Raw genomic sequence first — 26159 nt, forward strand, 5'->3', positions numbered from 1 at the left:
ACCGACAGTTCGCGGGCCCCGGTTCCAAGCCTCATCCCAGCGGGAAGATCGGCTCCTGCGAGGTCTCCTTGACCTTGGTGACCCACCCCTGCTGGTCCTTGAACTCCAGGATCTCCGCCGGGCCGCCGGTCGCCTCGTCCAGGGTCCCCGCCATGATCTGCGGCCCCAGCGCCGCGATCGAGTCGAGGCGCTTGTCCGAGGTCAGCGTGGCCGTCTCCCCGTCGCCGACGTCGATCTCCATGAGCGTCTGCCCCGCCTTGCCCGAGACCAGCACGAGCAGGTGCTCGCCGTCGCGCCAGGCGATGTCCTTGACCGTCTCGCCCTGGCGGACCGTCAAAAGTCGCTGGAAGTTGCCGAGCATCAGCCCGAGGCTGCCTCCGGTAATGGCCCCCACGCGCACTTCCTTGCCGCCCACCCCGGCGGCCACGCGTACCCCGTCGCGCGAGATCCGCAGCTCTGTGACGTCCTTGCCGTCGAGGTCCGGCGCCGCCACCCGCGTCGGCGCGCCGCCGGGGTCGCGGCGCAGCACGGCGCCCGAGCCCTTCTCGAACGCCCACAGCGACCCGTCGCGATGCCAGGAGGGCGAGGTGAGCCGGCCTTCCATGACCCGCTGCCATTCGCCGTTCGGGCTGACCGGGGCGACGTAGATGCCGTCGGCGCCCACCGCGGCGACCTCGTCACCGTCCTTGGAAAGGGCCTGGCCGACGTAGCCGTTGGGCTTGCCCGCCTGGCCGTTGACCGCGTTGCCCGCGCCCTCGGGGCTGGTGTAGTGCACCGCGCCGCCGGTGGTGTAGTAGGAGGGGCTCTTCGCGGACGGATACCAGGCCTGGGCGTCGTTGGGCTGGATGCCGAGGATGTACGGCTCGCCGTTGTGCAGCACGTCGATGGGCTGTGCCGCGGTGACCTTCTCCAGGCTGGCGCGGAGCTGGGCCTTGAAGGCGTCGGTGTCGGCCAGGGCGGGCGCGCCGCTGAGGCTGATGACGACCTTGTCGTCGGTGGCGGTGACGGAGTCCACGCCGACGTTGCCGGTCAGCGCGGTGCCGACGGCGCCGCGCAGCGCGCTGCTCGGTCCCTTGAGCAGCCGCTCGATGATGGTCTCCGCGAGGTTCTCGCCCGGCTTGAGCCGCAGGTGGACCGCGTCGGCGACCAGCAGCCCGTCCGGCTTCTGCGCGCCGTTGAGGTAGTAGAGCAGCGTGGGGCGGTAGGCCCGGTCGACGTCACTGGCCCGCATCATCAGGCCGTTCTCCAGCCCGCTGTCGACGCGCCAGCCGCCGGCCTCCTTCTTGAGGTAGAAGGTCCGGGCCAGCTTCTCCCCGTCGGACACGTACCGGTCGTCGTCCTCGATGCGCGCGATCTTGTTGGTGGTGAGTTGTACCGCCCCGTTGTCCTCCTTGAACGTGGGTTCGTCGATCACGGTGATCGGCCCCACGGGACGCCAGGCGTTGCGTGCCTTCTGCGTCATGTACTGCAGGAGCGTCGTGGGGTCGTCGGGATAGGCGGCCATGGCGGCCAGCATCCCCTCGACGACCTTCCGCGGCGTCCAGTCGTTCCTGGGCGGTGAGACGATCATGCGCACGAACGGCTTGGTCAGGTCCCCGCCCACCGCCTCCTCCGCCGCGGTCGGGCTGCCCACCGGGATGACCGCGCAGCCGCACGACAGCACGAACGCGAGTGTCAGCACCGCGGCCAGGGCCCGTCTGCTACTCGTCATGGAGATCCCCCGTGGCCGGGGTGAGCACCGGCGTCATGTGGCCGCGCCAGGTGCGGCGCATCTCCACCTCGGGCGGCACCAGCGACAGCGGCGAGCCCTTCAGGTCGAGCCCGGCGGCCCTGGGCAGCGTCAGCCGGAACTGCGAGCCGTCGCCCGGCTGCCCCCACGCCTGCAGCCAGCCGCCGTGCAGCGTGGCGTCCTCGCGCGAGATGGCCAGGCCGAGCCCGGTGCCGCCGATGGTCCTGGCCCGCGAGGGGTCGGCCCGCCAGAAGCGGTCGAAGACCATGTTGTCCTCGCCGGGCTTCAGACCAACCCCATGATCCCGTACGGCTACCGCCACCGAGTCCCTGTCGGCCCCCACCGACACCACGATCTCCTTGCCCTCGCCGTGCTCGATGGCGTTGAACAGCAGGTTGCGCAGGATCCGCTCGACCCGGCGGCTGTCGATCTCGGCCATGCAGGGCTCGCTGGGCAACCGCAGCTCGAAGCGGGTGGAGTGCCGTTCGGCCAGCGCCTCGGAGTCGGCGATGGCGCGCAGGACGACGTCGCGCACGTCGGTGGAGTCGAGGTCGAGCGTGGCGGCGCCGGCGTCGTAGCGGCTGATCTCCAGCAGGTCGGCCAGCATCGACTCGAAGCGTTCGAGCTGGGCCTGCATGAGCTCGGCCGAGCGCGAGGCCATCGGGTCGAAGTCCTCGCGGGCGTCGTAGAGCAGGTCGGCGGCCATGCGCACGGTGGTCAGCGGGGTGCGCAGCTCGTGCGAGACGTCGGAGACGAACTGCCGCTGGACCTGCGAGAGCTCCTCCAGCTGGTGGATCTTCAGCGCGAGGTTGGCCGCCATCTCGTTGAAGGAGGTGGCCAGGCGGGCCAGGTCGTCCTCGCCGCGCACCTTCAGCCGTTCGTCGAGCTTTCCCGAGGCGAGGCGCTCGGCGGCCTGGCGGGCCAGCCGTACCGGAGTGACGACCTGACGGGCGACCAGGTAGGCGATGGCGGCGAGCAGGAGCACGAGTCCCACGCCCACGACGACAAGCAGCTGGCGCACCGAGGTGAGCATCTCCACCTCCTGCGTGAGCGGGAAGAAGTGGTAGAGCTCGTAGTTCTGGATTCCGGTGTCGCCGGGGACGCTGATCACGACGCCGGTGGCCAGGGTGGGTCGGGGCTCGCCCTTGACCGGGATGGTGGTCAGCCACGAGTGGGGCTGGTCGAACTTCTGCCGCTTGACGTCGCGATCGAGGTATTCGCTGAGCTGGAGCGGGATGTCGGCGGGGTTGACGTTGCCGATGGCGCGGGATCTGCCGGGCTCGTGGGGGTTGAGCACGAGCAGGTCGTAGCGCAGGCGCGGGGCGTTCTCGCTGACGCCGGCGATGGCGTTGAGCACCTGGTCGAGCGGGTGGGGCGGCTGCTTCTTGCCGGCTTCTCCGGCTTTGGCGTCCTCGGGCTGCTTCTGCGCGAGGGCGGCGAGGATCTGGGTGCGGTCGCTGAGCGCCTCGTTCATCGCGGCGCGGGCGCGTCCGTTGACGACGCTTTCGTTGATCTCCTGGAACAGGAACGCGCCCAGCACCGCCACCACCGTCATGGAGATCACCAGCGTGCTGGTGACCACCTGGAGCTGGAGTGAGCGGCGCCAGACGCGCCGGACCTTGCCCACCGCACGCCGGGTCCGCCGCCGTACGCCGCCGAGTATCTGGCGGAGCGTACGGCGGCGGCCGGCCTTCTTCGTCGTCGGGGGCATGGCTCGGGGTGGTCCGGCGCTAGGCCGGGCCCGCCTTGTATCCCACGCCGCGGACGGTCACCACGATCTCCGGGTGCTCGGGGTCCTTCTCGATCTTGGCCCGCAGCCGCTGGACGTGCACGTTGACCAGACGGGTGTCGGCCGCGTGCCGGTAGCCCCAGACCTGCTCGAGCAGGACCTCGCGGGTGAAGACCTGGCGCGGCTTGCGCGCCAGCGCGACGAGCAGGTCGAACTCCAGCGGCGTGAGGTTGATGGTCTCCTCGCCGCGCTTGACGGAGTGGCCTGCCACGTCGATGGTGATGTCGCCGATCTGCAGGATCTCGGGGGTCGGCTCGTCGGTACGGCGCAGCCGCGCGCGTACCCGAGCCACGAGTTCCTTCGGCTTGAACGGCTTGACGATGTAGTCGTCGGCTCCGGACTCGAGTCCGAGCACGACGTCGATCGTGTCGCTCTTGGCGGTGAGCATCACGATCGGAACCCCCGACTCCGCCCTGATCCTGCGCGCGACGTCGATGCCATCCGCCCCCGGCAGCATCAGGTCGAGCAGAACCAGGTCCGGGCGTGTATCCCGGAACGCGTCGAGGGCCTTGTCGCCGTCAGAGACAAAGGATGGTTCGAAGCCTTCTCCGCGCAACACGATGCCAAGCATCTCGGCGAGAGCGGCGTCGTCGTCGACGACCAGCACGCGACCTTTCATGGCCCCTCATTCGTTCTACGCATTGTGGGACATACCCGCATGATTGCTGTAGGTTACCCTTGCCCAGCTCATGGGTGTGACTCCAGCACATCAAAAGCCGAATTTTAGACTTGCAGCGGCGTCCACCTTCTCAGTCTGCGGTAACGGGCCGACTTTCGGCTATCCCTGACGTTCTGCCCGGACCGGAAACACCCTGGAATGCAGGGGCAGTTCAGCCGGGCGAAACGACCGCGTGACCCCAATGAGTCGCCCACCATGCCAGGATTGGGATATGTCAGACGGTCCTTCGCCCGAGCGGCCACCAGGATGGTCGGCCGAGCAGCCCCCACCCTACGGCGCGCCGCCGGCTTCCCCATGGACCGCGCCCGGATCCGGGCCGCAGCCGGTCTCCTACGGCCAGCCGTACGGTGAGCAGCCGCCCCCGCCCCCGCCCTACGGCGCGCGGCAACAGCCTCCTCCTCCCCCGCCGCCTCCCGGAGCGCAGCCGTACCAGCAGCTGCCGCCTCCGCCCGGATACGGCCACATGCCGCCGCCGCAGCACCTGCGGCCCGGCATCATCCCGCTGCGCCCGCTGGGGCTCGGCGACATACTCGACGGCTCCATCAAGTTCATCCGCTCCAACCCGAAGGCCATCCTCGGCATGTCGGCGCTGGCCGCCGCCCTGGCCTCGGTGCCGGTGGCGATCGCCACCGCGGTGATGAACGGCCAGCTGAGCACGCTCAGCCGCGACCCGGAGAGCATCAGCAGCGGCGGGATGATCGGCACCGTCGTCGCCGGCTACAGCGGCATCCTCATCTCCGCGGTCGTCGGCTTCATCGTGACCACCGTGCTCACCGGCATCCTGACCCGCATCCTCGGCCGCTCCGTCTTCGGCGGGAAGATCACGCCCGGCGAGGCGTGGAACCTGGTCAAGGGCAGGATCCTGGCGCTGTTCGGCGTCGTGGCGCTGGTCGGTCTCGTGATGCTGGCGCCGGTCGTGCCGCTGGTGGCGCTGTTCGTCATCCTCGGCCTGAACACCAGCTCGGCGGAAGGCGCGTTCGGCCTGATCGGGCTGGGCCTCCTGATGCTCCTGCTGTACGCCGCCTACGCGTTGTTCTTCAACGCCAGGTTCGCCTTCGCGGCGCCCATCGTGGTGCTGGAGGGCCGCGGGCCGGTCGAGGCCATGAAGCGCTCGTGGCGGCTCGTCTCCGGCGACTTCTGGCGCGTGCTCGGCATCCTGCTCCTGACCGGGATCCTGGCCTACCTGGTCAGCAGCGTGCTGAGCATTCCCTTCTCCTTCGCCGCGCAACTGCTCGGCGTGACGGGCGCCGACGGCGTCGGCGTGATCGCGATCAGCGCCGTCCTGATCGCGATCGGCTCCACGCTGGCCTCGATGATCGTCTACCCGTTCCAGGCGGCGGTCGCCGGTCTGCTCTACGCCGACCGCAGGATGCGCAGCGAGGCCTTCGACCTGGTCCTGCAGACCGCGGCGATCGAACAGCAGCGACAGGGGTGGGTGCACTCCTCCGCTGACGAGCTCTGGCACCCGTCGAACGCCGCCCGGTCGTGACCCCGATAGGCCGGGACGAGGCGCGACGGCGCGCCGCGGAGGAGCTGCTCAGACCCGAGTACGACAAGGAGGGGCTGCTCGCCCGCGTCACCCGCGTGGTCCAGCAGTTCATCGGCGACCTGCTGGACGCCGCGACGGGCGGCGGCGCCGCGGGCGGCGTCATCGCGGCGATCCTCATCGGGCTGATCATCCTCGGCGTCGCCGCCCTGGTCGTCTGGCGGCTGCGCAAGACGTCCCGGCGCAACGCCCCCGGCGCCGGCCTCGTCTTCGACGACCGCACGCTGACCGCCGCCGAGCACCGCGCCATCGCCGAGCAATTGGCCGCCGAGCAGCACTGGAGCGAGGCGCTCCAGGAACGCCTGCGCGCCATCGCCCGTGACCTTGAGGAGCGCGCGCTGGTGAACGGCATGCCCGGCCGTACCGCCGACGAACTGGCCGCCGAGGCCGGGGCCGCGCTGCCCCCGTTCGCCGGCGAACTGGCCGCGGCGGCGCGCTCCTTCGACGACGTCACCTACGGCGACGTGCCGGGCACCCCGGCCGCCTACGAGGCGATGACCTCCCTGGACCAGCGGCTCCAGGCGGCGAAGCCGGTGCTGGCATGAGCGTGAGCACCTCGCCCACCACGGGTTCGCTGTGGCGGGCCGGCCGGTTCTGGATCGTGCTCGGCGCGCTCGTCGCGGTGACCGCGATCATCGGCGTGGCCCTCGCGCCCGGCGCGCGCGAGGCACGCCGCCTCGACCCGGCCGACACCTCGCTGGAAGGCTCGAAGGCGCTGGCCGAACTGCTGCGCAAGCGCGGCGTCACCGTCGACAGGGTCGACTCGATCGAGGCCGCGCTCGCCAAGGGCGAGGGCAGACTCCTGCTCGTCACCCACACCGCCTACTTCGACTGGCAGCAACTCGACCAGCTCGCCCAGCTCCAGGGCGACCGGGTGATCGTCGGCGGCCTGGACGGGCTCGGCGTGCTGGCTCCCACCATCACGCCCGAGTCGGAGTCGGCCCGGGTGCGCTCACGAGAGCCCGAGTGCGACCTGCCGGCCGCCAGGGCCGCGGGCAGCGCCTACCTGGGCGGCGAGCTGTTCAGGGGCGCCAACGGCTGTTATCCGGGCGAGAAGGGCTCGGCGCTGGTCCAGGCGCCCGGCGAGGGCGGCACGGTCACCGTGCTCGGCGACGGCACGTTCATGACCAACCAGTACCTGGCCGAGGACGGCAACGCCGCGCTCGCGCTCAACCTGCTCGGAACCAAGCCGGCCGTCACCTGGCTGGTACGTCCCGACCAGCCGCCGACCGGCAGCCTGGCCGGGCCCGGCGGCAAGTCGCTGGGCGAGCTGATGCCCGCCACCGTGCCGTGGGCGGTGCTCGCCGCCTGCCTGGCCGTGCTCGTCACCGCCTACTGGCGCGGGCGCAGGCTCGGGCCCGTGGTCGCCGAGAAGCTGCCCGTCGTGGTGCGTGCGGCCGAGACCGTCGAGGGCCGTGGCCGCCTCTACCGGGCCAGGCGGGCCAGGGAGCGGGCCGCCGCCGTGCTCAGGGCCGGGACGATCGACCGGCTGACGCCGCGGGTCGGGCTCGCGCCCGGCGCCGGTCAGCACGAGGTCGTGGCGGCGGTCGCCGTACGGACGGGGCAGGACGCGCATCAGGTCGGCGGCGCGCTCTACGGCCCGCCGCCCGCCGACGACGCCGGGCTCGTCGCCCTGGCCCGATACTTGGAATTCATCGAAAGGATCGTGCGTGAACACTGAGGAGACGACGCGCGTCGCCGCCACCGCCCGGGGCGACTCGGCCAGGGAAGCGCTGGGCGCGCTGCGTGCCGAGGTGTCCAAGGCCGTGGTCGGCCAGGACGCGGTGGTGACGGGGCTGGTCATCGCGCTGCTGTGCCGCGGGCACGTGCTGCTCGAAGGCGTGCCGGGCGTCGCCAAGACCCTGATGGTGCGTACGCTGTCGTCGGCGCTGGCCCTGGACTTCAAGCGGGTGCAGTTCACCCCCGACCTGATGCCGGGCGACGTGACCGGGTCGCTGATCTACGACGCGAAGACCGCCGAGTTCGAGTTCCGCGAGGGACCGGTCTTCACCAACCTCATGCTCGCCGACGAGATCAACCGCACGCCGCCGAAGACGCAGGCCGCGCTGCTGGAGGCGATGGAGGAGCGGCAGGTCAGCGTCGAGGGCAGCGCGCGCATGCTGCCCGACCCTTTCGTGGTGTGCGCGACCCAGAACCCCGTCGAGTACGAGGGCACCTACCAGCTCCCCGAGGCCCAGCTCGACCGGTTCCTGCTGAAGCTGACCGTGCCGCTGCCGCCGCGCGACCAGGAGATCGCGGTGCTCCAGCGCCACGCCAACGGCTTCGACCCGCGCGACCTGTCGGAGATCAAGCCGGTCGCCACCGCCGACGACCTCGCCGCGGGCCGCGAGGCCGTCGCGAAGGTGCACGTGGCGCCCGAGGTGCTCGGCTACATCGTCGACGTCGGCCGGGCCACCCGAACCTCGCCGTCGCTGCAGCTCGGCGTCTCGCCGCGTGGCGCCACCGCGCTGCTGGCCGCCGCGCGGGCGTGGGCGTGGCTGTCCGGCCGGCCGTACGTGACTCCCGACGACGTCAAGGCGCTGGCCCGTCCGGCGCTGCGCCACCGCATTCAGTTGCGGCCGGAGGCCGAGCTGGAGGGCGCGACCGCCGACGGCCTGCTCGACGGCATCCTGGCGTCGGTCCCGGTTCCGCGCTGATGGCTCTCACGGGGCGGGCCGCGCTGGTCGCGGCGGTGGGGATCGTGGTGGTGCTGCTCGCGCCCGAGCCCGCGTTCGCGCTGCTCGGCTGGCTGCTCGTGCTGGCCGCCGCGATCACCGCCGACCTCGTGCTCGCGGGCTCCGTGCGCACGCTGCGCTTCCACCGCTCAGGCGACAATCTGGTACGGCTCGGCCAGACCGGCACCGTCGAGCTGACCGTGGAGAACCCCGGCCCCCGCACGGTCCGGGGCGTGCTCAGAGACGCCTGGCCGCCCTCGGCCGGAGCCGCCCCGCGCGAGCTGAAGCTGGACGTGCCCGCGGGCGAACGCCGCCGCCTGGTGGTGACGCTGAACCCGACCAGGCGCGGCGACCGCGCCTCCGCCTCGGTGACGGTCCGCTCCGTCGGCCCGCTCGGCCTGGCCGCCAGGCAGGGCGCCCACAGCGTGCCCTGGTCGGTACGCGTGCTGCCGCCGTTCCTGTCCCGCAAGCACCTGCCTTCGCGCCTGGCCAAGCTGCGCGAGCTCGAAGGCCAGCACCCGGCGCTGGTACGCGGCCAGGGCACCGAGTTCGACTCGCTGCGCGAGTACGTGGTCGGCGACGACGTGCGTTCCATCGACTGGCGGGCCAGCGCCCGCCGCCACGACGTGGTCGTGCGCACGTGGCGTCCGGAACGCGACCGCAGGGTCCTCATCGTCCTGGACACCGGCCGCACGTCGGCGGGCCGCGTGGGCGCCGCCCCGGTCCCGCTGACCGGCGACACCGGCAGAGCGCCCCTGGAGTCGCTCGCCCCCACGGACCAGGCCCGCCCGGTCCCCGGCTGGCCCCGCCTGGACTGGTCGATGGACGCCGCGCTGCTGCTGGCCGCCCTGGCCGCCCGCGCCGGCGACCGCGTCGACTTCCTGGCCTACGACCGCGCGGTGCGCGCCTGGGTCTCCGGCGCCTCCCGCACCGAACTGCTCACCGCGCTCGTCAACGCCATGGCCCCCATCGAGGCCGAGCTGATCGAGGCGGACTCCCCCGGCATGGTGGCCAACATCCTGTCCCGCGCGAAGCGCCGCTGCCTCGTGGTCCTGCTGACCGACCTGAACGCGTCGGCGCTGGACGAGGGCCTGATGCCGGTCCTGCCCCAGTTGTCCTCGCGCCACCTGGTCCTGGTGGCCGGAGTGTCCGACCCGGCGGTGGCCGACATGGCAGGCCGAAAGGACACGGCGGAAGAGGTCTACGACGCCGCGGCCGCCGAATACACCCGAATCGAACGCCGCCGGATCACCGCGAGGCTGCGCCGCCACGGGGTGGAGGTCGTGGACGCGGCCCCCGAGGACATCGCCCCCGCCCTGGCCGACGCCTACCTCGCTCTGAAGGCCGCCGGCCGCCTCTGAGCCGCGTCTGAACCTGAGGTCAGGCCGTGGGGGCGAGGTCGGGTGCGCGTTCCACATCGCCGGTCTCCTGGGCGCGTACGGCCCGGCGGCCGTAGTAGACCACGTAGGCCAGGAAGGCGGCCTCCGCCAGGACGCCGATGGCGATCCGGGCCCAGGTCGGCAGGCCGGACGGGGTGACGAAGGCTTCGATCAGGCCGGACACGAACAGCACCACGACCAGGCCCATCGCCACGCTCATCACCGCCCTGCCCTGCTCGGCCAGCGCCTCGGCACGCCTCCTGGGGCCCGGGTCGATGACCGTCCAGCCCAGTTTCAGTCCCACCGCCGCGGCCAGGAAGACCGCCGTCAGCTCCAGCAGGCCGTGCGGGGTGATCAGGCCGAAGAAGATGTCGAGCTTGCCGCGGGAAGCCATGAGCCCGCCGGAGACGGCGACGTTGGCGGCGTTCTGGAACAAGAAGTACGGGATCGGCAGGCCCATGAAGATGGCGCCGATGAGCATCAGCGCGGCCACCCACGCGTTGTTGATCCACACCCGGCTGGCGAAGGACGCGGCCGGGTTCTCCGAGTAGTAGTCGGCGAAGTCGTGCTCGACGAGCTGGGTGATCTCCTCCGGTGTGGCGATCGCGCGCTGTACCTCGGGGTTGTCGGCCACCCACGCGCCCATCGCCCACGCCACGGCGACGAACGCCACCGTCGCCCCCAGCCACCACCACCGCGCCCGATAGGCCACGACGGGGAACGACACCGTGAAGAAGCGGGCGAACTCCCGCCACGCCGGCACGTGCGCCCCCGTCACCGCCGAGCGCGCCCGCGCCACCAGGGCGGACAGGCGGCCGGTCAGCATCGCGTCGGTCGAGGCCGAGCGGACGATGGACAGGTGCGTCGACACCCGCTGGTACAGCTCGACGAGCTCGTCCACCTCCGCCCCGGTCAGCCGGCCGCGGTGCTTGACCAGATGCTCCAGCCGATCCCAGGTGGGACGGTGTGCGGCGATGAACGCGTCGATATCCACCCGACCATTGTCACCGACTAGGCTCCCGGTATGTCCGAGGTTGTGACGGGAGACGCCGTCGTCGTCGAAGTACGCGTGGCGCAGATGCCCTCGCGGGCCGTCGCGGTCGTGATCGACATGCTGGTCCAGGGCGTCCTGATGATCGGGTTCGCCGTCCTGCTGATCAACTTCGCGGGCATCAGCGACACCGCGTTGTTCGCCGCGGCCAACATCGTCATGGTCGTGCTGGTGATCGTCGGCTACCCCGTCATCTTCGAGACGGCCACGCGCGGACGCAGCCTGGGCAAGATGGCGCTCGGCCTGCGGGTGGTGGGTGACGACGGCAGCCCCGAGCGGTTCCGGCAGGCGTTGATGCGGGGGCTGGCGGGGGTGATGGAGTTCTGGATGTTCTCCGGCGCCCCGGCCCTGATCTCGTCGCTGGTCTCACAGCGCGGCAAGCGGCTCGGCGACGTGTTCGCCGGGACGATCGTGATCTCGGAGCGAGCGCCGCGCGACACCGCCCAGGCGATCGTGATGCCGCCGCCGCTGGCCGCCTGGGCCACGACGCTGGAGCTGTCCCAGCTGCCCGACGAGGTGGCCGCGGCCGCCCGGCAGTACCTGTCGCGCTGGTACGACCTCGCGCCCGCCGTACAGCATGAGATGGGGGTGCGGATCGCCAACCAGGTCGCGTCCTACGTCTCGCCCGCCGCCCCCGGGGGCGCGCCGCCGCACGCGTACCTGAGCGCCGTCCTGGCCGAGCGCCGCCGCCGCGAGGAGATACGGCTCGCCCGCCACACCCGCCCTCCAACCACATGGCCCCAGCCCGCACCGGCACCACCGGGTCGATGGGCCCAGCAGCAGCAACCACCCGCACCCCGGCCCCAGCCCTGGCAGGCGCCGCCGCCACCACCGCGCGCCCCGGGACCCGTCTCACCGAACCCTTGGGCACTTCCGGGACAGCAGGCACCCGGGCAACAGCCGGCCCAACCCACGCCCAGCTCAGGGTGGCAGCCGGGCCCGACCTTTCCGGCGCCTCAGCAACCCGCTTACCCGGGGCCCCAGCAACCGGTGGCACAACCCTGGAACGGGCAGGCGGGCCCCGGGGTGGACCGGCGGCCCGCGGCGCTGCCCGACTACAGCAGGCCGGAGGAGCCGCCCGGCGTCACGCCCGGCGGGTTCGCGCCGCCCGCCTAGTAGCCGTACTGGGTCTGGGTGTTGAGCACCTTGAGCTTCACCTTCTTGGCCGGGTCGGTGCGCGGGTCGTCGATGCGCAGCACGTCCAGGCCCTTCTGGATGTCGCTGCTGTAGACGTATCCGTTGTAGTAGTACGCCGACCAGGAGCCCGCGATGTCACGCCCCTTGAACGGCGGCCGCTCGAAGAAGCCGATCTCCTGCGGCTTGGCCGGGTCGGTGAAGTCCACGAACGAGACGCCGCCCTGGTACCAGGCCTGGACCATGATGTCCTTGCCCTTGACCGGGATGAGCGAGCCGTTGTGGGCGACGCAGTTCTGGCGCTTGTCCTGGCTGCGGGGGATCTTGAAGTACGCCTGCCTGGCCAGTTCCCCGCCGGAGATGTCGTACACGGCGTCGGCCCCCCGCTCGGCCCCGGTCGCCTTGTCGCAGACGCCCGCGGCGCCACCGCCGAGCTCGTCGGTGAAGAACACCTTGGTGCCCGTGTTGTTGAACGTGGCCGAGTGCCAGAAGGCGAAGTTCTCGTCGGTGACGCGGTTGGTGACCTTGGGCTTCTCGCGGTCGGCGATGTCGAGCAGCACCCCGTCGCCCATGCAGGCGCCGGCGGCGAGGTCCTTGGCCGGGTACACGGTGATGTCGTGGCAGCCGGAGGTGGTCGGCCCGCCGGACTGCTCGGGGAAGAGCACGGGCGTGGCGACGACCTTGGCCGCGGTGGGCTTGTCCAGCGGCACCTTGACGATGGAGATCTTGTCGTGCGGCGGCTTACATCCAGCGAGGATGTCCCCAGGCCCATAAGAGGACACGTAGAGGTAGACCGCCTTGCCCTTCTTGTCCGGCACCAGCGTGTGCGTGTGGGACCCGCAGGCGGTCTTCACGGCCTTGACGTACTTGGGCCGAGCCTTGTCAGAGATGTCGAAGATCCGGATGCCTTCCCAAGCACCCTTGTCCGTAGGCGACCCATAGTCACTGGCACAGGAATCACCGGACCGCGACTCGTCCACGGAAAGGAACAACAGCTTCCCGGTAACCGACACGTCGTTCTGCGCCCCGGGACACGAAACCCGGCTCACAACCCTCGGCTTGGCCGGATCACCAATGTCGTAGACGGTAAAGCCGTTGTAGTTCCCCTGATACGCATACCGCCCCTGAAACGCCAGGTCAGTGTTGTAAGCGTCCTCAGCGGCGAACGGCCCCTGCTTGGGCACGTTGGCCACATGCTTGACGTTCGCACTGGTCTTGGGCTTCTCGGCGGCGTGGGCGGGCACCGCTCCCAGCAGCGCCAGCCCGGCCACCGCGGACATCAGGACCCTGCCGACTCTGGACACCACACAGACCTCCCCTGATCACCTGATGTCCCACTATGTCAGCAATCTTGACCGTTACGGCGTCCGACCCCGTCCGACGTGAGAAGCGACCCCCACGATCGGCGCCGGCCCACGGCGGCGGGTGGCGGTGGGGCGGCTTGCCGTAGGGGATGGAAGGCCGTGACGGAAAAGCCACCCACGACGAGAAGCCGCGCATCGGCATGGTCGAGAACCCCGGAAGAAAAAGCTCGCCCCCACAAAAAGCGTGGGGGCGAGCCTTGGGTTCGGCGAGACAAAAGCGTTAGTGGTCCCAGCCCCAATCTGGATAGGACTGCTGGGTTTGGACGTTGAGGCGGTCGGTGCGGACGCGGTCGGCGCCGCGGACCAGCGGGTCGTTGACCTTGAGCACGTCGAGGCCGTTGTGGAAGTCGGCCGCGTAGATGTAGCCGTTGTAGTAGTACGCCGACCAGATGCCGCCGCCACCCTGGCTGGCCGGGCCCCGCTCGAAGTAGCCGAACTCACGCGGCCGCGAGATGTCCGTGAAGTCCACGAACGAGACGCCGCCCTGGTACCAGGCCTGGACCATGATGTCCTTGCCCTTGACCGGGATGAGCGAGCCGTTGTGTGCCACGCAGTTCTCGCTGTCCGCCTGGTGGCGGGGGATCTTGAAGTAGCTGCGGAACTGCAGCTTGCCCCTGCGGATGTCGTAGTAGGCGTTGGCGCCGCGGGTCGGGCCGGTCGCCTCGTTGCAGGTGGCCGCGCCGCCGCCGCCGAGCTCGTCGGTGAAGACGACCTTCCTGGCGTCGTTGGTGAACGTCGCCGAGTGCCAGAACGCGAAGTTCGGGTCGGTGGTCCTGGCGGTCACCTTCGGGTTGAGCCGGTCGCGGATGTCGAACAACACGCCGTCACCCATGCAGGCGCCGGCCGCGATGTCCTTCTCCGCGTAGGCGGTGATGTCGTGGCAGCCGCTGGTGGGCACCAGCAGGCCGGGCTGGGTCTCGTTGCCGCCGTCGGGGAAGACGACCGGCGTGGCGGCGACCGCGGCGGCCGTCGGGTCGCGCAGCGGGACCTTGATGATCGAGATCTTGTCGTGCGGCGGCGCGCAGTCGGGGAAGTTCGCCGCGGGCAGGTACGACGAGACGTACACGTACAGGTTGCGCCGGCGGTCGTGGCCCTTGCCCGGCACCAGCGTCAGCGTGTGCGAACCGCAGTTCGTCTCGACCGACTTGATGTACTTGGGGTTGGCCTTGTCGCTGACGTCGAAGATGCGGACGCCTTCCCAGGACTCCTTGATCGTGGCGCTCTGGCCGGTGCTGCTGCAGGAGTCGTTGTTGCGGGAGGAGTCGACGGCGGCGAAGAGCAGGTCGCCGTAGACGGAGACGTCCATCTGGGCACCGGGGCAGACGACCGAGCTGACGACCTTGGTCCGCTTCGGGTTGCTGATGTCGTAGATGGAGAAGCCGCCGTAGTTGCCGACGTAGGCGTAGTTGCCCTGGAAGGCGATGTCGGTGTTGATGGTGGCGGCGATCGGTGCCGGCTTCGGCACGTTGAGCACGTGCTGAACGTTCGGGCTGGTCACCACCGTGTCGACCGGTGGGATGTCGTTGGCGGCCGCGGGCAGCGCCGTCGCCGTTAAGGCGACGGCGGCACCGGCCGCGACGAGGAAGCGCCGTGACTTGGACAACAGCAAGAGAGAGTCCTCCTGGTCAGTCGTGGTCGTGACCGTGACCACGGTCGGGGTAAGAGGCCTGGGTCTGGGGGTTCAGGCTGTCCAGGCGCACGTGCTTCGCCCGGTCGGTGCGCCGGTCGTCGATCGACAGCACGTCGAGCCCGAGGTTGAAGTCGGAGCCGTAGATGTAGCCGTTGTAGTAGTAGGCCGACCAGAAGCCGCCGGACAGCGCGGGGGCGGTGTTGTCGGGGCCGCGCTCGTACCAGCCGATCTCCTTCGGGCGGGCCGAGTCGGTGAAGTCGACGATCGAGATGCCGCCCTGGTACCAGGCCTGGACCATGATGTCCTTGCCCTTGACCGGGATGAGCGAGCCGTTGTGGGCGACGCAGTTCTCCGTGTCCGCCTGCGGGCGCGGGATCTTGAAGTAGCTCTTGAACTGGAACTGGCCCCTGCGGATGTCGTAGTAGGCGTTGGCCCCGCGGGTGTTGGCGATGGTGGCGTTGCAGGTGGCGCGGGAGCCGCCGCCGAGCTCGTCGGTGAAGACGACCTTGTCGCCCCGGTTGTTGAAGGTCGCCGAGTGCCAGAACGCGAAGTTGACGTCGTCACGGACGGTGGCGGTGACCCTGGGGTTGAGGCGGTCGGAGATGTCCATCAGGATGCCTTCGCCCATACAGGCGCCGGCCGCGATGTCCTTCTCGGCGTAAGCGGTGATGTCGTGGCAGCCGCTGGTGGCCGACTTGCCGTCCGGGTAGGGCAGCGGAAGCCCGGGGTTGCCGCCGTCGGGGAAGAGCACCGGCGTGGCGGCGACCGCGGCGGCCGTCGGGTTACGCAGGGGCACCTTGATGATGGAGATCTTGTCGTGCGGTACGCCGCAGTCCGGGAAGTCGGCCCGGGGGCTGTAGGAGGAGACGTACACGTAGAGGTTGCGCCGGCGGTCGTGGCCCTTACCGGGCACGAGGCTCAGCGTGTGCGAGCCGCAGTTCGTCTCGACCGACTTGATGTACTTGGGGTTGCGCTTGTCGCTGATGTCGAAGATCCGGACGCCTTCCCAGGACTCCTTGATCGTCGCACTCTGTCCGGTGCTGTTGCAGGAGTCGTCGTTGCGGGAGGAGTCGACGGCGGCGAAGAGCAGGTCACCGTAGACGGAGACGTCCATCTGGCCGCCCGGGCAGATCACGGTGCTGACCAGCGACGTCCGCGAGGGCCGCCGGATGTCGTAGATGGAGAAGCCGTAGTAGTTGCCGACGTAGGCGTAGTTGTCCTGGAAGGCCATGTCGGTGTGGATGTCTGCGAGCGCGGCGGGCTTCGGCACGTTCGTGACCTGCCGCATGTTGTCGCTCATGACCACCTCACCGGGGGCGGGGATGTCGGCCGCCTGAGCGGGCAGCACACCTCCGACCAGGGCGATGGCGGCACCGAGCACGATGAGGGCCCTGCGGGGGGATAACACTCAGTCCTCCTATAAAGGGGGCATAAATGAAGAAATTTTCGTACGAAAACGGTCATTTGACCAGCACGCAAGCTGTCAAAGTTTGTAGCAATTTGCCGTCTTCCAACCGGCGCGGTCGTCGTCTAGAGTGCGCTTCTACGGCATGGGGTAGTCAGGGAGGCCAGTTGCGCGTCGCGCTCATCGTCGTCATGGGCGCGGTTGTCGCCCTCGCCGGTTGCACCGGCGAGAAGGAGACACCCCCTCGTGCCGACTCCACGGCTCCCGTCATCGCGCCGGGCCGCCCCGGGGAGAACGCCAAGACGCTGTCGCCCTCCGAGGCCGTCACCGCCGTACCGTCGCCGACGGCCAACGCCGCCGACATCAAGTACATGCAGGACATGGTCATCCATCACCGCCAAGCGCTGGACATGTCGGTGCTCGCCCCGAACCGGGCCGAGGCGGCCAGGGTCAAGGGTCTCGCTGCGCGGATCAAGGACGCCCAGGGCCCCGAGATCCAGTACATGACCACCTGGCTCCAGGAGCAGAGCCAGAAGGTGCCCGAGCACCACGCCCAGCACCAGGGCATGCCGGGCATGGCCACGCCGGAGCAGATGGCCGCGCTCAAGGCCGCCACCGGCAAGGCGTTCGACAAGCTCTTCCTGGACCTGATGATCAAGCACCACCTGGGCGCGCTCACGATGACCGAGCAGGTGCTCAAGGGCGGCTCGCACATCAGGGTCGAGGAACTGGCCAACGACGTGGGCGTCACCCAGGCGGCCGAGATCCGCCGCATGCAGCAGATCCAGGGCGAGCTCTAGAAGCTTCTCAGTGGGTACGGCCCGCCGGGCCGCGGGCCGTACCCCGGAGAAGGGCTTTACCAGCCGCGCTCGGGATAGCGGGACTGGGTCTGCGCGTTGAGCAGGGACTGCTTCACGCGGTTGGCCGGGTTCGTCCGCCGGTCGTCGACCTTGAGCACGTCGAACCCGCGGGCGATCTCACTGCCGTAGATATAGCCGTTGTAGTAGTACGTGGACCAGTAGCCGCCCAGCACGAGCTGCGTCGGGTCGACCGGACCCTGGTCGTAGAAGGCGATCTCTTTGGGCCGCGAGGAGTCGGTGAAGTCCCACACCGACAGGCCGCCCTGGTACCACGCCTGGACCATGATGTCGCGGCCCTTGACCGGCAGCAGCGAGCCGTTGTGGGCGACGCAGTTCTCCTGGTCGGTCTGCAGGCGGGAGATCTTGTAGTAGCTCTTGAAGACCAGCCGGTGCCCGCGGATCTCGTAGATCGCGTCGGCGCCGAGGTTCGGGCCCTGCGCGGCGGTGCACATGGGCGCGGTGCCGCCGCCGAGCTCGTCGGTGAAGACGACCTTGTTCCCGTCGTTGTTGAACGTGGCCGAGTGCCAGAACGCGAAGTTCGGGTCGGTCGTCCTGGCCTTGATCCGTGGCCGTTCCCGGTCGCGGATGTCGAAGATCACGCCATCGCCCATGCAGGCGCCGGCGGCGATGTCCTTCTCGGCGTAGACGGTGATGTCGTGGCAGCCGCTGGTGGGCAGCAGCAGACCGGGCTGGGTCTCGTTGCCGCCGTCGGGGAAGACGACCGGCGTGCCCACCAGGGAGGCGGCGGCCGGGTTGGCGATCGGCACCTTCACGACCGAGATCTTGTCGTGCGGCGGCTGGCAGTCGGGGAAGTTGGCCGCGGGCGAGTAGGAGGAGACGTAGACGTAGAAGAACTTCTTGGCGTCGCGTCCTCTGGCCGGCACCAGGGTGTGCGTGTGCGAGCCGCAGTTCGTCTCGACCGACTTGACGTACCTGGGGTTGGTCTTGTCGCTGACGTCGAAGATCCGCACGCCCTCCCAGGACTCCTTGACCGTCGCGCTCTGCGGCGTGCTCTGGCAGGAGTCGTTGTTGCGGGAGGAGTCGACGGAGGTGACCAGGATGTCGCCCAGGATCGTCACGTCCATCTGGCCGCCCGGACAGCTCACCGAGCTGACGAGCTGGGGCGACCTGGGATTCCTGATGTTGTAGATGGAGAACCCGTTGAAGTTGCCGACGTAGGCGTAGTCGCCCTGGAAGGCGAGGTCGCTGTTGATGGCGGCGCCCGCCGGCAGGCCGAGGTGCGCTTCCAGACGGATGTTGTCGCTCTTGACGACGTCGTCCGCGGCGTTCGCGGGCGTCCCGGCCATGACGGTGGCCAGAGCCAGAGCTGCTATGGCAGCCAGGCGGGAGGATAAGACGGTGATTCTCACCGGAGGCCTCCTACGGATGGGAGTGCCCCGAATTATCCGCCTATCTTGTGATCGAACTTGGGTTTGTCCGCTTTCTGTCACACACTCAGGAGCCGTAACGCCACGAGTGCAGGTACTCCTCCTGCTCGGCGGTGAGCGTGTCGATCTCCACCCCGGTCGCGGCCAGCTTGAGCCGCGCGACCTCCACGTCGATCTCCCCTGGTACGTCGTAGACGCCCGGAGCCAGCCCGAATCGCTCCTTGGCCAGCCAGGTCACGGCCAGCGCCTGGGCCGAGAACGACAGGTCCATGACCGCCGCCGGATGCCCCTCGGCCGCCGTCAGGTTGACCAGCCGCCCCTCGGCGAGCAGCAGCAGGCGGCGCCCGTCTGCCAGCACGTACTCGTCGGTGTTGGGCCGCACCCCGCGGTGCACCTCCACGCCGAGCCCGTCGAGCGCCCGCACGTCGATCTCCACGTCGAAGTGCCCGGCGTTGGCGAGAATCGCCCCGTCCTTCATCACCGCGAGATGCTCGCCCCTGATCACGTCGCGGTTGCCGGTGACGGTGATGAACACGTCGCCCTCCTCGGCCGCCCGCCCCATCCCCATGACCTCGTAGCCCTGGAGCGTGGCGTCCAGCGCCTTGACCGGGTCCACCTCGGTGACGACCACCCGGGAGCCCAGCCCCTTGGCCCGCTCGGCCACCCCACGCCCGCAGTAGCCGAACCCGGCCACGACCACGGTCTTGCCGGCCAGCATGGTGTTGGTGGCGCGCATGATCCCGTCAAGCGTCGACTGCCCGGTCCCATAGCGGTTGTCGAACATCCGCTTGGTCCGAGTGTCGTTGACGGCGACAACGGGAAACCGCAGCGCCCCTTCGGCCGACATCTGCCGCAACCGGATGACCCCGGTCGTGGTCTCCTCACACCCCCCGGAAACCTGCCCGAGCAGATCAGTCCGCTCGGTGTGCAGGATGTTGACCAGGTCACACCCATCATCAAGCACCAGATCAGGCGAAATATCCAACGCTTGATGAATATGCCGGTAGTAGGTCCCCCGATCCACCCCGGCCCGCGCATAAACCGAAATGTCATACCCACCCAGCGCCTCGGCCACATCATCCTGAGTGGACAACGGATTGGACGCCGCCAGGGCGATCCGCGCGCCGCCGGCCCGCAAGGCCCCCATGAGCACAGCGGTCTCGGCAGTCACATGCAGGCAGGCCGCGATGGTCAACCCGGAAAGCGGCTTCTCATCGTCAAAGCGCGCCCCGATGGCCGTCAGCACAGGCATGGCCCGAGCCGCCCAACTGATCCTGCGCTCTCCGAGCTCCATCGACTTCTCCCATGTACGGCGGCGCCCCCAAGACCACCCAGGCGGTCAAGGGGGCGCCGTAACGGCGAGCACCACGTCCGACGTGAGAAGCGACCCCCACGATCGGCGCCCGCGCGGGTCGGCGGGTGGGGTGGGGATGGCTTGCCGTAACTCAGAAATTAGTAACGGTAGTGGTCCGGCTTGTAGGGGCCTTCGACGTCGACGCCGATGTATTCGGCCTGCTCCTTGGTGAGGGTCGTGAGCTTGACGCCGAGCGCGTCCAGGTGCAGGCGGGCGACCTTCTCGTCCAGGTGCTTGGGCAGGACGTAGACGCCGATCGGGTACTCCTCGGTCTTCGCGAAGAGCTCGATCTGCGCGATGACCTGGTTGGTGAAGGAGTTCGACATGACGAAGCTCGGGTGGCCGGTGGCGCAGCCGAGGTTCATCAGGCGGCCCTCGGCCAGCACGATGATGCTGTGGCCGTCAGGGAAGATCCACTCGTCGACCTGGGGCTTGATGTTGTTGCGGACGATGCCCTCGGTCTTGATCAGGCCGGCCATGTCGATCTCGTTGTCGAAGTGGCCGATGTTGGAGACGATCGCCTGGTGCTTCATCTTCGCCATGTGGTCGGCGCGGATGATGTCGAAGTTGCCGGTCGTGGTCACGAAGATGTCGGCGATGCCGACGACCTCGTCCAGCGTGGTGACCTGGAAGCCGTCCATGGCCGCCTGGAGGGCGCAGATCGGGTCGATCTCGGTGACGATGACGCGGGCGCCCTGGCCCCTCAGCGCGTCGGCGCAGCCCTTGCCGACGTCGCCGTAGCCGCAGATCACGGCCACCTTGCCGCCGATGAGCACGTCGGTGGCGCGGTTGAGGCCGTCGATGACGGAGTGGCGGCAGCCGTACTTGTTGTCGAACTTCGACTTGGTGACCGAGTCGTTGACGTTGATGGCCGGGAACAGCAGCGTGCCGTTCTTGAACATCTCGTACAGGCGGTGGACGCCGGTCGTGGTCTCCTCGGTGACGCCCTTGATGCGCTCGGCGGTCTTGGTCCAGCGCTTCTCGTCACCGACCGTGCGCTTGAGCAGGTCGATGATGACGTGCCACTCCTCCGGGTCGCTGTCGGTGGCGGAGGGCACGGCGCCGGCCTTCTCGTACTCGGCGCCCCGGTGGACCAGCAGCGTGGCGTCGCCGCCGTCGTCCAGGATCATGTTGGGGCCGTCCCCACCCGGCCACGCGAGCGCCTGGTCGGTGCACCACCAGTACTCCTCCAGCGTCTCGCCCTTCCAGGCGAAGACCGGCACACCCTGCGGGTCGTCGACGGTGCCGTTGGGGCCGACGACGACCGCGGCGGCGGCGTGGTCCTGGGTGGAGAAGATGTTGCAGCTCACCCAGCGGACCTCGGCGCCCAGCGCGACCAGCGTCTCGATGAGCACGGCGGTCTGGATCGTCATGTGCAGCGAGCCCATGATCTTCGCGCCGCGCAGGGGCTGGGAGGCCGCGTACTCCTTGCGTACCGCCATGAGGCCGGGCATCTCGTGCTCGGCGAGCCGGATCTCCTTGCGCCCGAACTCGGCCAGCGAAAGGTCGGCGACCTTGAAGTCCATCTGGGTTCCCCTCGTATCACGAAGTTGTCGCCTGCGAGTTTAGGCACCAGATGAAGCCGGTCGCGACTCACAGACCCCGAATCTGACGTAAGAATGTAAGAATGCGGATTACGGAGGCTGCGAAGCGCCTTGGAATGTCGCCCAGAATGCTCAGATACCGCGAAGCGCTGGGCCTTCTGCCCCCGGTACGCGAGCAGGGCGCTCACCGGCGCTTCGGTGACGAAGAACTCCAGGCCGTCGCCCAGGGCGTGGACCTGGAGCGGCGCTTCGACGTCTCCCCCGCCGAACTGGCCTTCGCGCTGCGCGTGCTGAGCGAGCCCGCGGTCGCCCAGGCCGTGCGTGAGCTGGGCATTCGCATCGGCCGACTGCAGGCACCGCGGCGCGCGCTCGACTTCGAGAAGGAGAAGGCGCTCCGCCTTTTGCGAACTTCCGGACAGTCCCCCGCATCCAACCCCAGGAAAGGTGATCGCTAGCGCGTCGGGGGGCGTCATGAGGGTTTTCCTGGCAGTTTCGGCACGTCCACATCGCCAGGAGGCCCTGGGCCAAGCGGTCCAGCGCGCCCGCGAGTCGATCGCGGCGGCCTTCCCCGTCGCCCCCGAGCGCGTCAGGGCGCACGAGTGGACCGCGGGGAACGGCGGCGTGCACGTGCTGACCTGGACCAACGAACCCGGCTGGGAGCCTCCGTCCGGCCCCGGCGGCATCACCGTCGTCGCCGGGCACCATCCGGGCGACCCCGGCGACGGACCCGCCGCCGGACAGCCCGGCTGCTTCGCCCTCCTGCGCGCCCACGAGCACGGCATCACCGCCTCGACCTCGATCGCGCCCGCCGACCCCGTCTACTACGCCGAGACGCCCGACCTGTTCGTGGTGGGAAACCGCGCCCTCCTGGTACGGCTGGCCGCCCACGACGGCGTCCGCTACGACATGGCGGCCCTGCAGTCCGTGGCCAGACAGGGCTACTTCCTGTCCGAGGAAACCCCTTACGCCGGGGTACGCGCCCTGCCTCCTGCCTCGACCCTGGAGATCGGCGACCGGCTGACGGTGACCACCGAGCCGCTGCCCGTGGGGCGTGGCCGTACCGGCGCCGCGCAGGTGGCCGAGCGCATGCTGGAGGCGGTGCGCCCGCTCGCAGGCGGCCCGGACCCGGTGCGCGTCACGCTGACCGGCGGCCGCGACAGCCGCCTGATCGCGGCGCTGCTGCACGGGGCGGGCATCCCGTTCCGCGCCTTCACCTCGGGTTTCGACGACCATCCCGACGTGGTGGTGGCCCGCCAGGTGGCCGCGGCGCTCGGCGTGGAGCACGAGGTGACCACACCGGTCCTCACCACCGCGAACGAACTGTCCGTCGTGCACCCGGCCGACCGGGTCCATCACATCCTGCGCGCCTGCGAGGGCATGCTGTCGGCCTACGAGAACATCACCGCCGACGCCCCCTACAGCGCCGTCCCCCGGCTGGGCGGGCACAACGGGGAGATCCTGCGCGGCGGCTACCTGTCCGGCATGGAGGAGACCACGCCCGAGGCGGTGCTCCGGCGCACCGAGACGCTGTTCCTGTCCAACCGCGGCCTGTTCACCGAGACGGCCAACGCCCACGCCGAGGATCTGGCCTGGAGCTCGGACGCCCTCCACGTGCCCGACCACCTGTACGTGCGCTTCCGCGTGGGCCGCTGGCACGCCGCCGCGCGGGCCGCGATGCTGCGCCAGGGCACGCCGGTGCAGCCGTTCCTGGACAACCGGGTGGTCCGCGCCGCACTCGGCATGGACCCGGGCGTCCGCCGGTCGGAGCGGCTGGTCCACCGGCTCATCAGGACGTTCGCGCCCGCGCTCGCCGAGGTGCCGCTGGAGGGCCGGCCGTGGCGTTTCCGCACCGAGGGCCTGCTCGCGCGCTGGCGGCACAAGGCGACCCGGCACATCACCGCCCCGAAGCCCAAGCCCTGGAACTGGCGGACCGAACCGGGACAGGAGCTCGCCGAGGAACTGCGGGAGACGATCGTCGCGTGCGCCCGGCTGGGCGAGATCGTGCGCCTGGACAAGGTGCCCGCGCTCTTCGACGGCGGCAGGCTGGTCAAGCCCGCGCTCGTCTGGCATCTGTACACGGTGGCCGGGCTGCTCGGCGCCGATCTCACCGCGCCGGGGACCGCCTCGCGCGGGCGGGTGACGGTGCCAACCAAGCGTCCGCTGATTGCGTCATAACAAGCATGAAAGAGCTGCTGATGGCAGTGGTCCTGGCCATCTCACCCGCGCACGCGGGCACCGCTCAGACCGTCAAGGTCTACTTCTCGAAGGGTTTCGGCATCCCCGGCAAGACCGTGGCCGTGATCCGCAAGGCGCCCGACCGGGGCGTCGCCCGCTTCTCCGTCGAACAGCTGATCAACGGCCCCACCAAGGCGGAGAAGAGCCGGGGCCTCCATTCCGAGCTGGGCGCGCAGATCCGCGGCCGTTCCGACTGCGGCGCCGACTTCCAGCTGAAGATTGCCTCAGGAACGGCGACGCTGCGATTCTGCCGGACCGTCTACGGACTCGGCGTGGGCGGCGACGCCCGCGTCCTGCACACGATCGGCAAGACGTTGCTGCAGTTCAAGGCCGTGAAGAAGGTCGTGACGCTGGACAAGGAAGGCCGGTGTCTGTTCGACCAGACCGACGCCGGGACATCCTGCCTGACCGGGCACGAGTAGCCCGATTCCTCTAATATCCCGTGAATGCAGCCCCTGACGTCTGATGATCCGCAGACGATCGCCGGCTACCGCCTGCGCGGCCGGCTGGGCGACGGCGGCCAAGGCGTGGTCTACCTCGCCGAGGCCGCCGACGGACGGCAACTCGCCCTGAAAGTGCTGCACACCAGGGGCGACGCGCAGCTCCGCGACCGTTTCGCCAAGGAACTGGCCGCCGCCCAGCGCGTCTCCCCCGCCTGGATCGCCCGCATCGTCGACGCCTCGCTCGACGGGCCCCGGCCGTACATCGCCAGCGAGTACGTGGAGGGCCCCAGCCTCGCGCGCGCCGTCTCCACCGCCGGCCCGTTCGCGCCCGAACCCCTCATGCGGCTGGCCTCCGGGCTCATGATGGCGCTGGCCGCCATCCACCGGGCCGGGATCGTCCACCGCGACTTCAAGCCGGCCAACGTGCTGCTCGGACCCGACGGGCCGCGCCTGATCGACTTCGGCCTGGCGCGTGCCTCCGACATGACAGCCACCACCTCGGGCAACGTCGTCGGCACGCCCCTCTACCTGGCCCCCGAGTCGTTCCTCGGCCACCGCGCCGAGTCGCCCTCCGACGTGTTCGCCTGGGGCGCGGTCGTGTACTTCGCCGCCACGGGCCGCCACGCCTTCCACGCGGCGGAGATCCCCGCCGTCATGCACCGGATACTCAACGACTCCCCCGACCTGTCGCCACTGCCGGAGCCCCTGCGCACCCCGGTGGCCGCCGCCCTGGCCAAGGATTGCGCCGCCCGCCCCACCGCGGCCGGCCTCCTCCTCGAACTCACCACCGTCGGCCACCTCCCGCCCATCGGCAGGCCGAAGGCGGTCGAGCCGGTACCCGCGGAGGCGGCACCAAGTCAGGAGACGGCCGCCCCGGGCCGGGTGGAGACGCCTGGCAGCCGCGGGAGAGCCCGTGGGAGGGCCGTGCGGGTCGTGGGGGCGCTGGTGGGTGTCGCCGCCGCGGTCGGCGGCGTCTTCGCGGTCAGAGCCTTCGACTCCGGTACGGCCGGCACCCCCGACCCCGGAGTCACCGCCGCCGCCCGGCAACCCGGCACCGAGCCACCGCCGGGCAAGTCCGCCGGACAGGCCACCGAGGTCCCCTCCACCGCCCCGACCCGCAAACCGGGCAAGTCCGCGGAGCCAGGCAACACCCGGCCCCCGACGGCCGAGCCCGCGTCGCCGTACCCGAAAGCCCAGACCACCGGGAACGTGCGGATCTACTACAACCTCCCCCGGGCCGCGCATGCCGCCCGCGCCGCCAAGCTGGTCGCGGCCGGGTTCCGGCCGACGTCGCTGAGCCTGGCGCCGGGCGAGCGATATACGGCGGTGTGGGTGAAGCGCCCGGGGCCGGCCCTGCGGCTGTTCCACGGCCTGAACCCGGACGCCGCCAAGCGCTTCCTGACCCGCGCGACGGCCGCCGGCTACCGGCTCAAGCTGATCGCGGGGCTGGGCGCGTGGGAGAACGCCAAGTACGCCGGCGTGCTGGTCAAGCAGGACGGCCCCGCCGTCAACCACAGCTTCTGGCGGATGACCAAGGCCCAGTTCCAGGACAAGCTCCGCCACTACCAGGATCGCGGCCGCATGACCCTGCGCTGGGTCTCGGCCTACGGCCCGGCCGGCAACCGCCGCTACGCAGCCGTCTGGGAGCCCAACGTGGGCACCCCCGCCTGGCAGGCCACCGTGGACCTCGGGTGGGCCCGGCACAAGCGCGCCTACGACCGCCTGCACGCGCGGGGCTACCGCCCGACGATGGTGGCGGCCACCCCGGATCGCAGGTACAGCACGGTGTGGCGCAAGGAGAAGAGCGCCTACTTCCACTACGGCGACCTCACCCCGGACGCCTACCGCACCAAGCTCCGTCAGATCGCCCCGAAGGGCTACTACCCGGCCGCTCTGCAGGTGTCGGGCACCGCGGACCACCCGTTCTTCACCGCCGTCTGGGCCCCCGAATAGG

Annotated in this window: 21 protein-coding genes; 11 read left to right on the plus strand and 10 right to left on the minus strand. The window is 70.0% G+C overall.

Annotation, left to right across the window (positions count from 1 at the left end):
- Window positions 1-31: 31 nt before the first annotated feature.
- The 3 genes from HNR40_RS00895 to mtrA are packed head-to-tail and all read right to left on the minus strand — an operon-like array spanning window position 32 to window position 4137.
- Window positions 32-1711, minus strand: coding sequence for an LpqB family beta-propeller domain-containing protein (locus HNR40_RS00895; protein WP_184957732.1), 1680 nt, complete (start codon window positions 1709-1711; stop codon window positions 32-34).
- Complete coding sequence (gene mtrB / locus HNR40_RS00900; protein WP_184957733.1) at window positions 1701-3440, minus strand: MtrAB system histidine kinase MtrB; 1740 nt, start codon at window positions 3438-3440, stop codon at window positions 1701-1703. The genes HNR40_RS00895 and mtrB overlap by 11 nt, the downstream gene beginning before the upstream one ends.
- A 19-nt stretch (window positions 3441-3459) precedes the next feature.
- Window positions 3460-4137, minus strand: a complete 678-nt coding sequence (mtrA, locus tag HNR40_RS00905) for an MtrAB system response regulator MtrA (protein WP_043620615.1) — start codon at window positions 4135-4137, stop codon at window positions 3460-3462.
- Window positions 4138-4408: 271 nt separating this feature from the next.
- Between mtrA and HNR40_RS00910 the strand changes: the two genes are divergently transcribed.
- The 5 genes from HNR40_RS00910 to HNR40_RS00930 are packed head-to-tail and all read left to right on the plus strand — an operon-like array spanning window position 4409 to window position 9779.
- Window positions 4409-5686 carry a DUF7847 domain-containing protein gene (locus HNR40_RS00910; protein WP_246508275.1) on the plus strand — a complete coding sequence of 426 codons (1278 nt, stop codon included), beginning with the start codon at window positions 4409-4411 and terminating at the stop codon, window positions 5684-5686.
- On the plus strand, window positions 5683-6288 hold the full coding sequence (locus HNR40_RS00915; protein WP_184957734.1) for a DUF4129 domain-containing protein: 606 nt from the start codon (window positions 5683-5685) through the stop codon (window positions 6286-6288). Before HNR40_RS00910 ends, HNR40_RS00915 begins: the two co-directional genes overlap by 4 nt.
- Window positions 6285-7424 carry a DUF4350 domain-containing protein gene (locus HNR40_RS00920; RefSeq protein ID WP_184957735.1) on the plus strand — a complete coding sequence of 380 codons (1140 nt, stop codon included), beginning with the start codon at window positions 6285-6287 and terminating at the stop codon, window positions 7422-7424. Before HNR40_RS00915 ends, HNR40_RS00920 begins: the two co-directional genes overlap by 4 nt.
- Window positions 7414-8400, plus strand: a complete 987-nt coding sequence (locus tag HNR40_RS00925) for an AAA family ATPase (RefSeq protein WP_184957736.1) — start codon at window positions 7414-7416, stop codon at window positions 8398-8400. Before HNR40_RS00920 ends, HNR40_RS00925 begins: the two co-directional genes overlap by 11 nt.
- Window positions 8400-9779 carry a DUF58 domain-containing protein gene (locus tag HNR40_RS00930; RefSeq protein ID WP_184957737.1) on the plus strand — a complete coding sequence of 460 codons (1380 nt, stop codon included), beginning with the start codon at window positions 8400-8402 and terminating at the stop codon, window positions 9777-9779. Before HNR40_RS00925 ends, HNR40_RS00930 begins: the two co-directional genes overlap by 1 nt.
- Window positions 9780-9798: 19 nt before the next feature.
- On the opposite strand, the gene HNR40_RS00935 is transcribed toward HNR40_RS00930, so the two are convergent.
- A complete protein-coding gene (locus HNR40_RS00935; RefSeq protein WP_184957738.1) occupies window positions 9799-10791 on the minus strand; it encodes a stage II sporulation protein M in 993 nt (330 codons plus the stop codon).
- Window positions 10792-10821: 30 nt separating this feature from the next.
- Here HNR40_RS00935 and HNR40_RS00940 point away from each other — a divergent pair, with 30 nt between their 5' ends.
- A complete protein-coding gene (locus tag HNR40_RS00940; RefSeq protein ID WP_184957739.1) occupies window positions 10822-11964 on the plus strand; it encodes an RDD family protein in 1143 nt (380 codons plus the stop codon).
- Here the strand turns inward: HNR40_RS00940 and HNR40_RS00945 are convergent.
- From HNR40_RS00945 to HNR40_RS00955, 3 genes are all read right to left on the minus strand, one after another.
- Window positions 11961-13262, minus strand: coding sequence for an LVIVD repeat-containing protein (locus HNR40_RS00945; protein ID WP_184959321.1), 1302 nt, complete (start codon window positions 13260-13262; stop codon window positions 11961-11963). The genes HNR40_RS00940 and HNR40_RS00945 overlap by 4 nt on opposite strands.
- A 304-nt stretch (window positions 13263-13566) precedes the next feature.
- Entirely contained in the window at window positions 13567-14949 is a 1383-nt protein-coding gene (locus HNR40_RS00950) for an LVIVD repeat-containing protein (protein ID WP_184959322.1), read from the minus strand.
- Window positions 14950-14971: 22 nt separating this feature from the next.
- Window positions 14972-16384 carry an LVIVD repeat-containing protein gene (locus tag HNR40_RS00955; protein WP_184957740.1) on the minus strand — a complete coding sequence of 471 codons (1413 nt, stop codon included), beginning with the start codon at window positions 16382-16384 and terminating at the stop codon, window positions 14972-14974.
- 164 nt (window positions 16385-16548) lie between these two features.
- Here HNR40_RS00955 and HNR40_RS00960 point away from each other — a divergent pair, with 164 nt between their 5' ends.
- Entirely contained in the window at window positions 16549-17181 is a 633-nt protein-coding gene (locus tag HNR40_RS00960) for a DUF305 domain-containing protein (RefSeq protein WP_184957741.1), read from the plus strand.
- A 56-nt stretch (window positions 17182-17237) separates the two neighbouring features.
- Here HNR40_RS00960 and HNR40_RS00965 read toward each other — a convergent pair whose 3' ends face one another.
- From HNR40_RS00965 to ahcY, 3 genes are all read right to left on the minus strand, one after another.
- Window positions 17238-18605: an LVIVD repeat-containing protein gene (locus HNR40_RS00965; RefSeq protein WP_376773452.1), complete on the minus strand. Its 1368-nt coding sequence runs from the start codon at window positions 18603-18605 to the stop codon at window positions 17238-17240.
- 91 nt (window positions 18606-18696) lie between these two features.
- Entirely contained in the window at window positions 18697-19923 is a 1227-nt protein-coding gene (locus tag HNR40_RS00970) for an adenosylhomocysteinase (protein WP_184957742.1), read from the minus strand.
- A 158-nt stretch (window positions 19924-20081) separates the two neighbouring features.
- Window positions 20082-21509, minus strand: coding sequence for an adenosylhomocysteinase (gene ahcY, locus HNR40_RS00975; RefSeq protein ID WP_184957743.1), 1428 nt, complete (start codon window positions 21507-21509; stop codon window positions 20082-20084).
- Window positions 21510-21610: 101 nt separating this feature from the next.
- Between ahcY and HNR40_RS00980 the strand changes: the two genes are divergently transcribed.
- From HNR40_RS00980 to HNR40_RS00995, 4 genes are read left to right on the plus strand one after another with little or no spacing between them, the layout of a single operon-like run.
- The gene (locus tag HNR40_RS00980; RefSeq protein ID WP_184957744.1) at window positions 21611-21982 is read left to right on the plus strand and encodes a MerR family DNA-binding transcriptional regulator; all 372 of its coding nucleotides are present in this window, start codon (window positions 21611-21613) and stop codon (window positions 21980-21982) included.
- 16 nt (window positions 21983-21998) lie between these two features.
- Window positions 21999-23702 (plus strand): asparagine synthase-related protein, encoded by a 1704-nt coding sequence (locus HNR40_RS00985; protein ID WP_184957745.1) that lies wholly within the window; start codon window positions 21999-22001, stop codon window positions 23700-23702.
- Between the two features lie 5 nt (window positions 23703-23707).
- Entirely contained in the window at window positions 23708-24184 is a 477-nt protein-coding gene (locus HNR40_RS00990) for a GerMN domain-containing protein (protein WP_184957746.1), read from the plus strand.
- Window positions 24185-24208: 24 nt separating this feature from the next.
- Window positions 24209-26158, plus strand: coding sequence for a protein kinase domain-containing protein (locus HNR40_RS00995; RefSeq protein ID WP_184957747.1), 1950 nt, complete (start codon window positions 24209-24211; stop codon window positions 26156-26158).
- The last annotated feature ends 1 nt before the right edge of the window (window position 26159 follow it).

It is taken from the genome of Nonomuraea endophytica (assembly GCF_014203235.1).
GTDB lineage: Bacteria > Actinomycetota > Actinomycetes > Streptosporangiales > Streptosporangiaceae > Nonomuraea > Nonomuraea endophytica.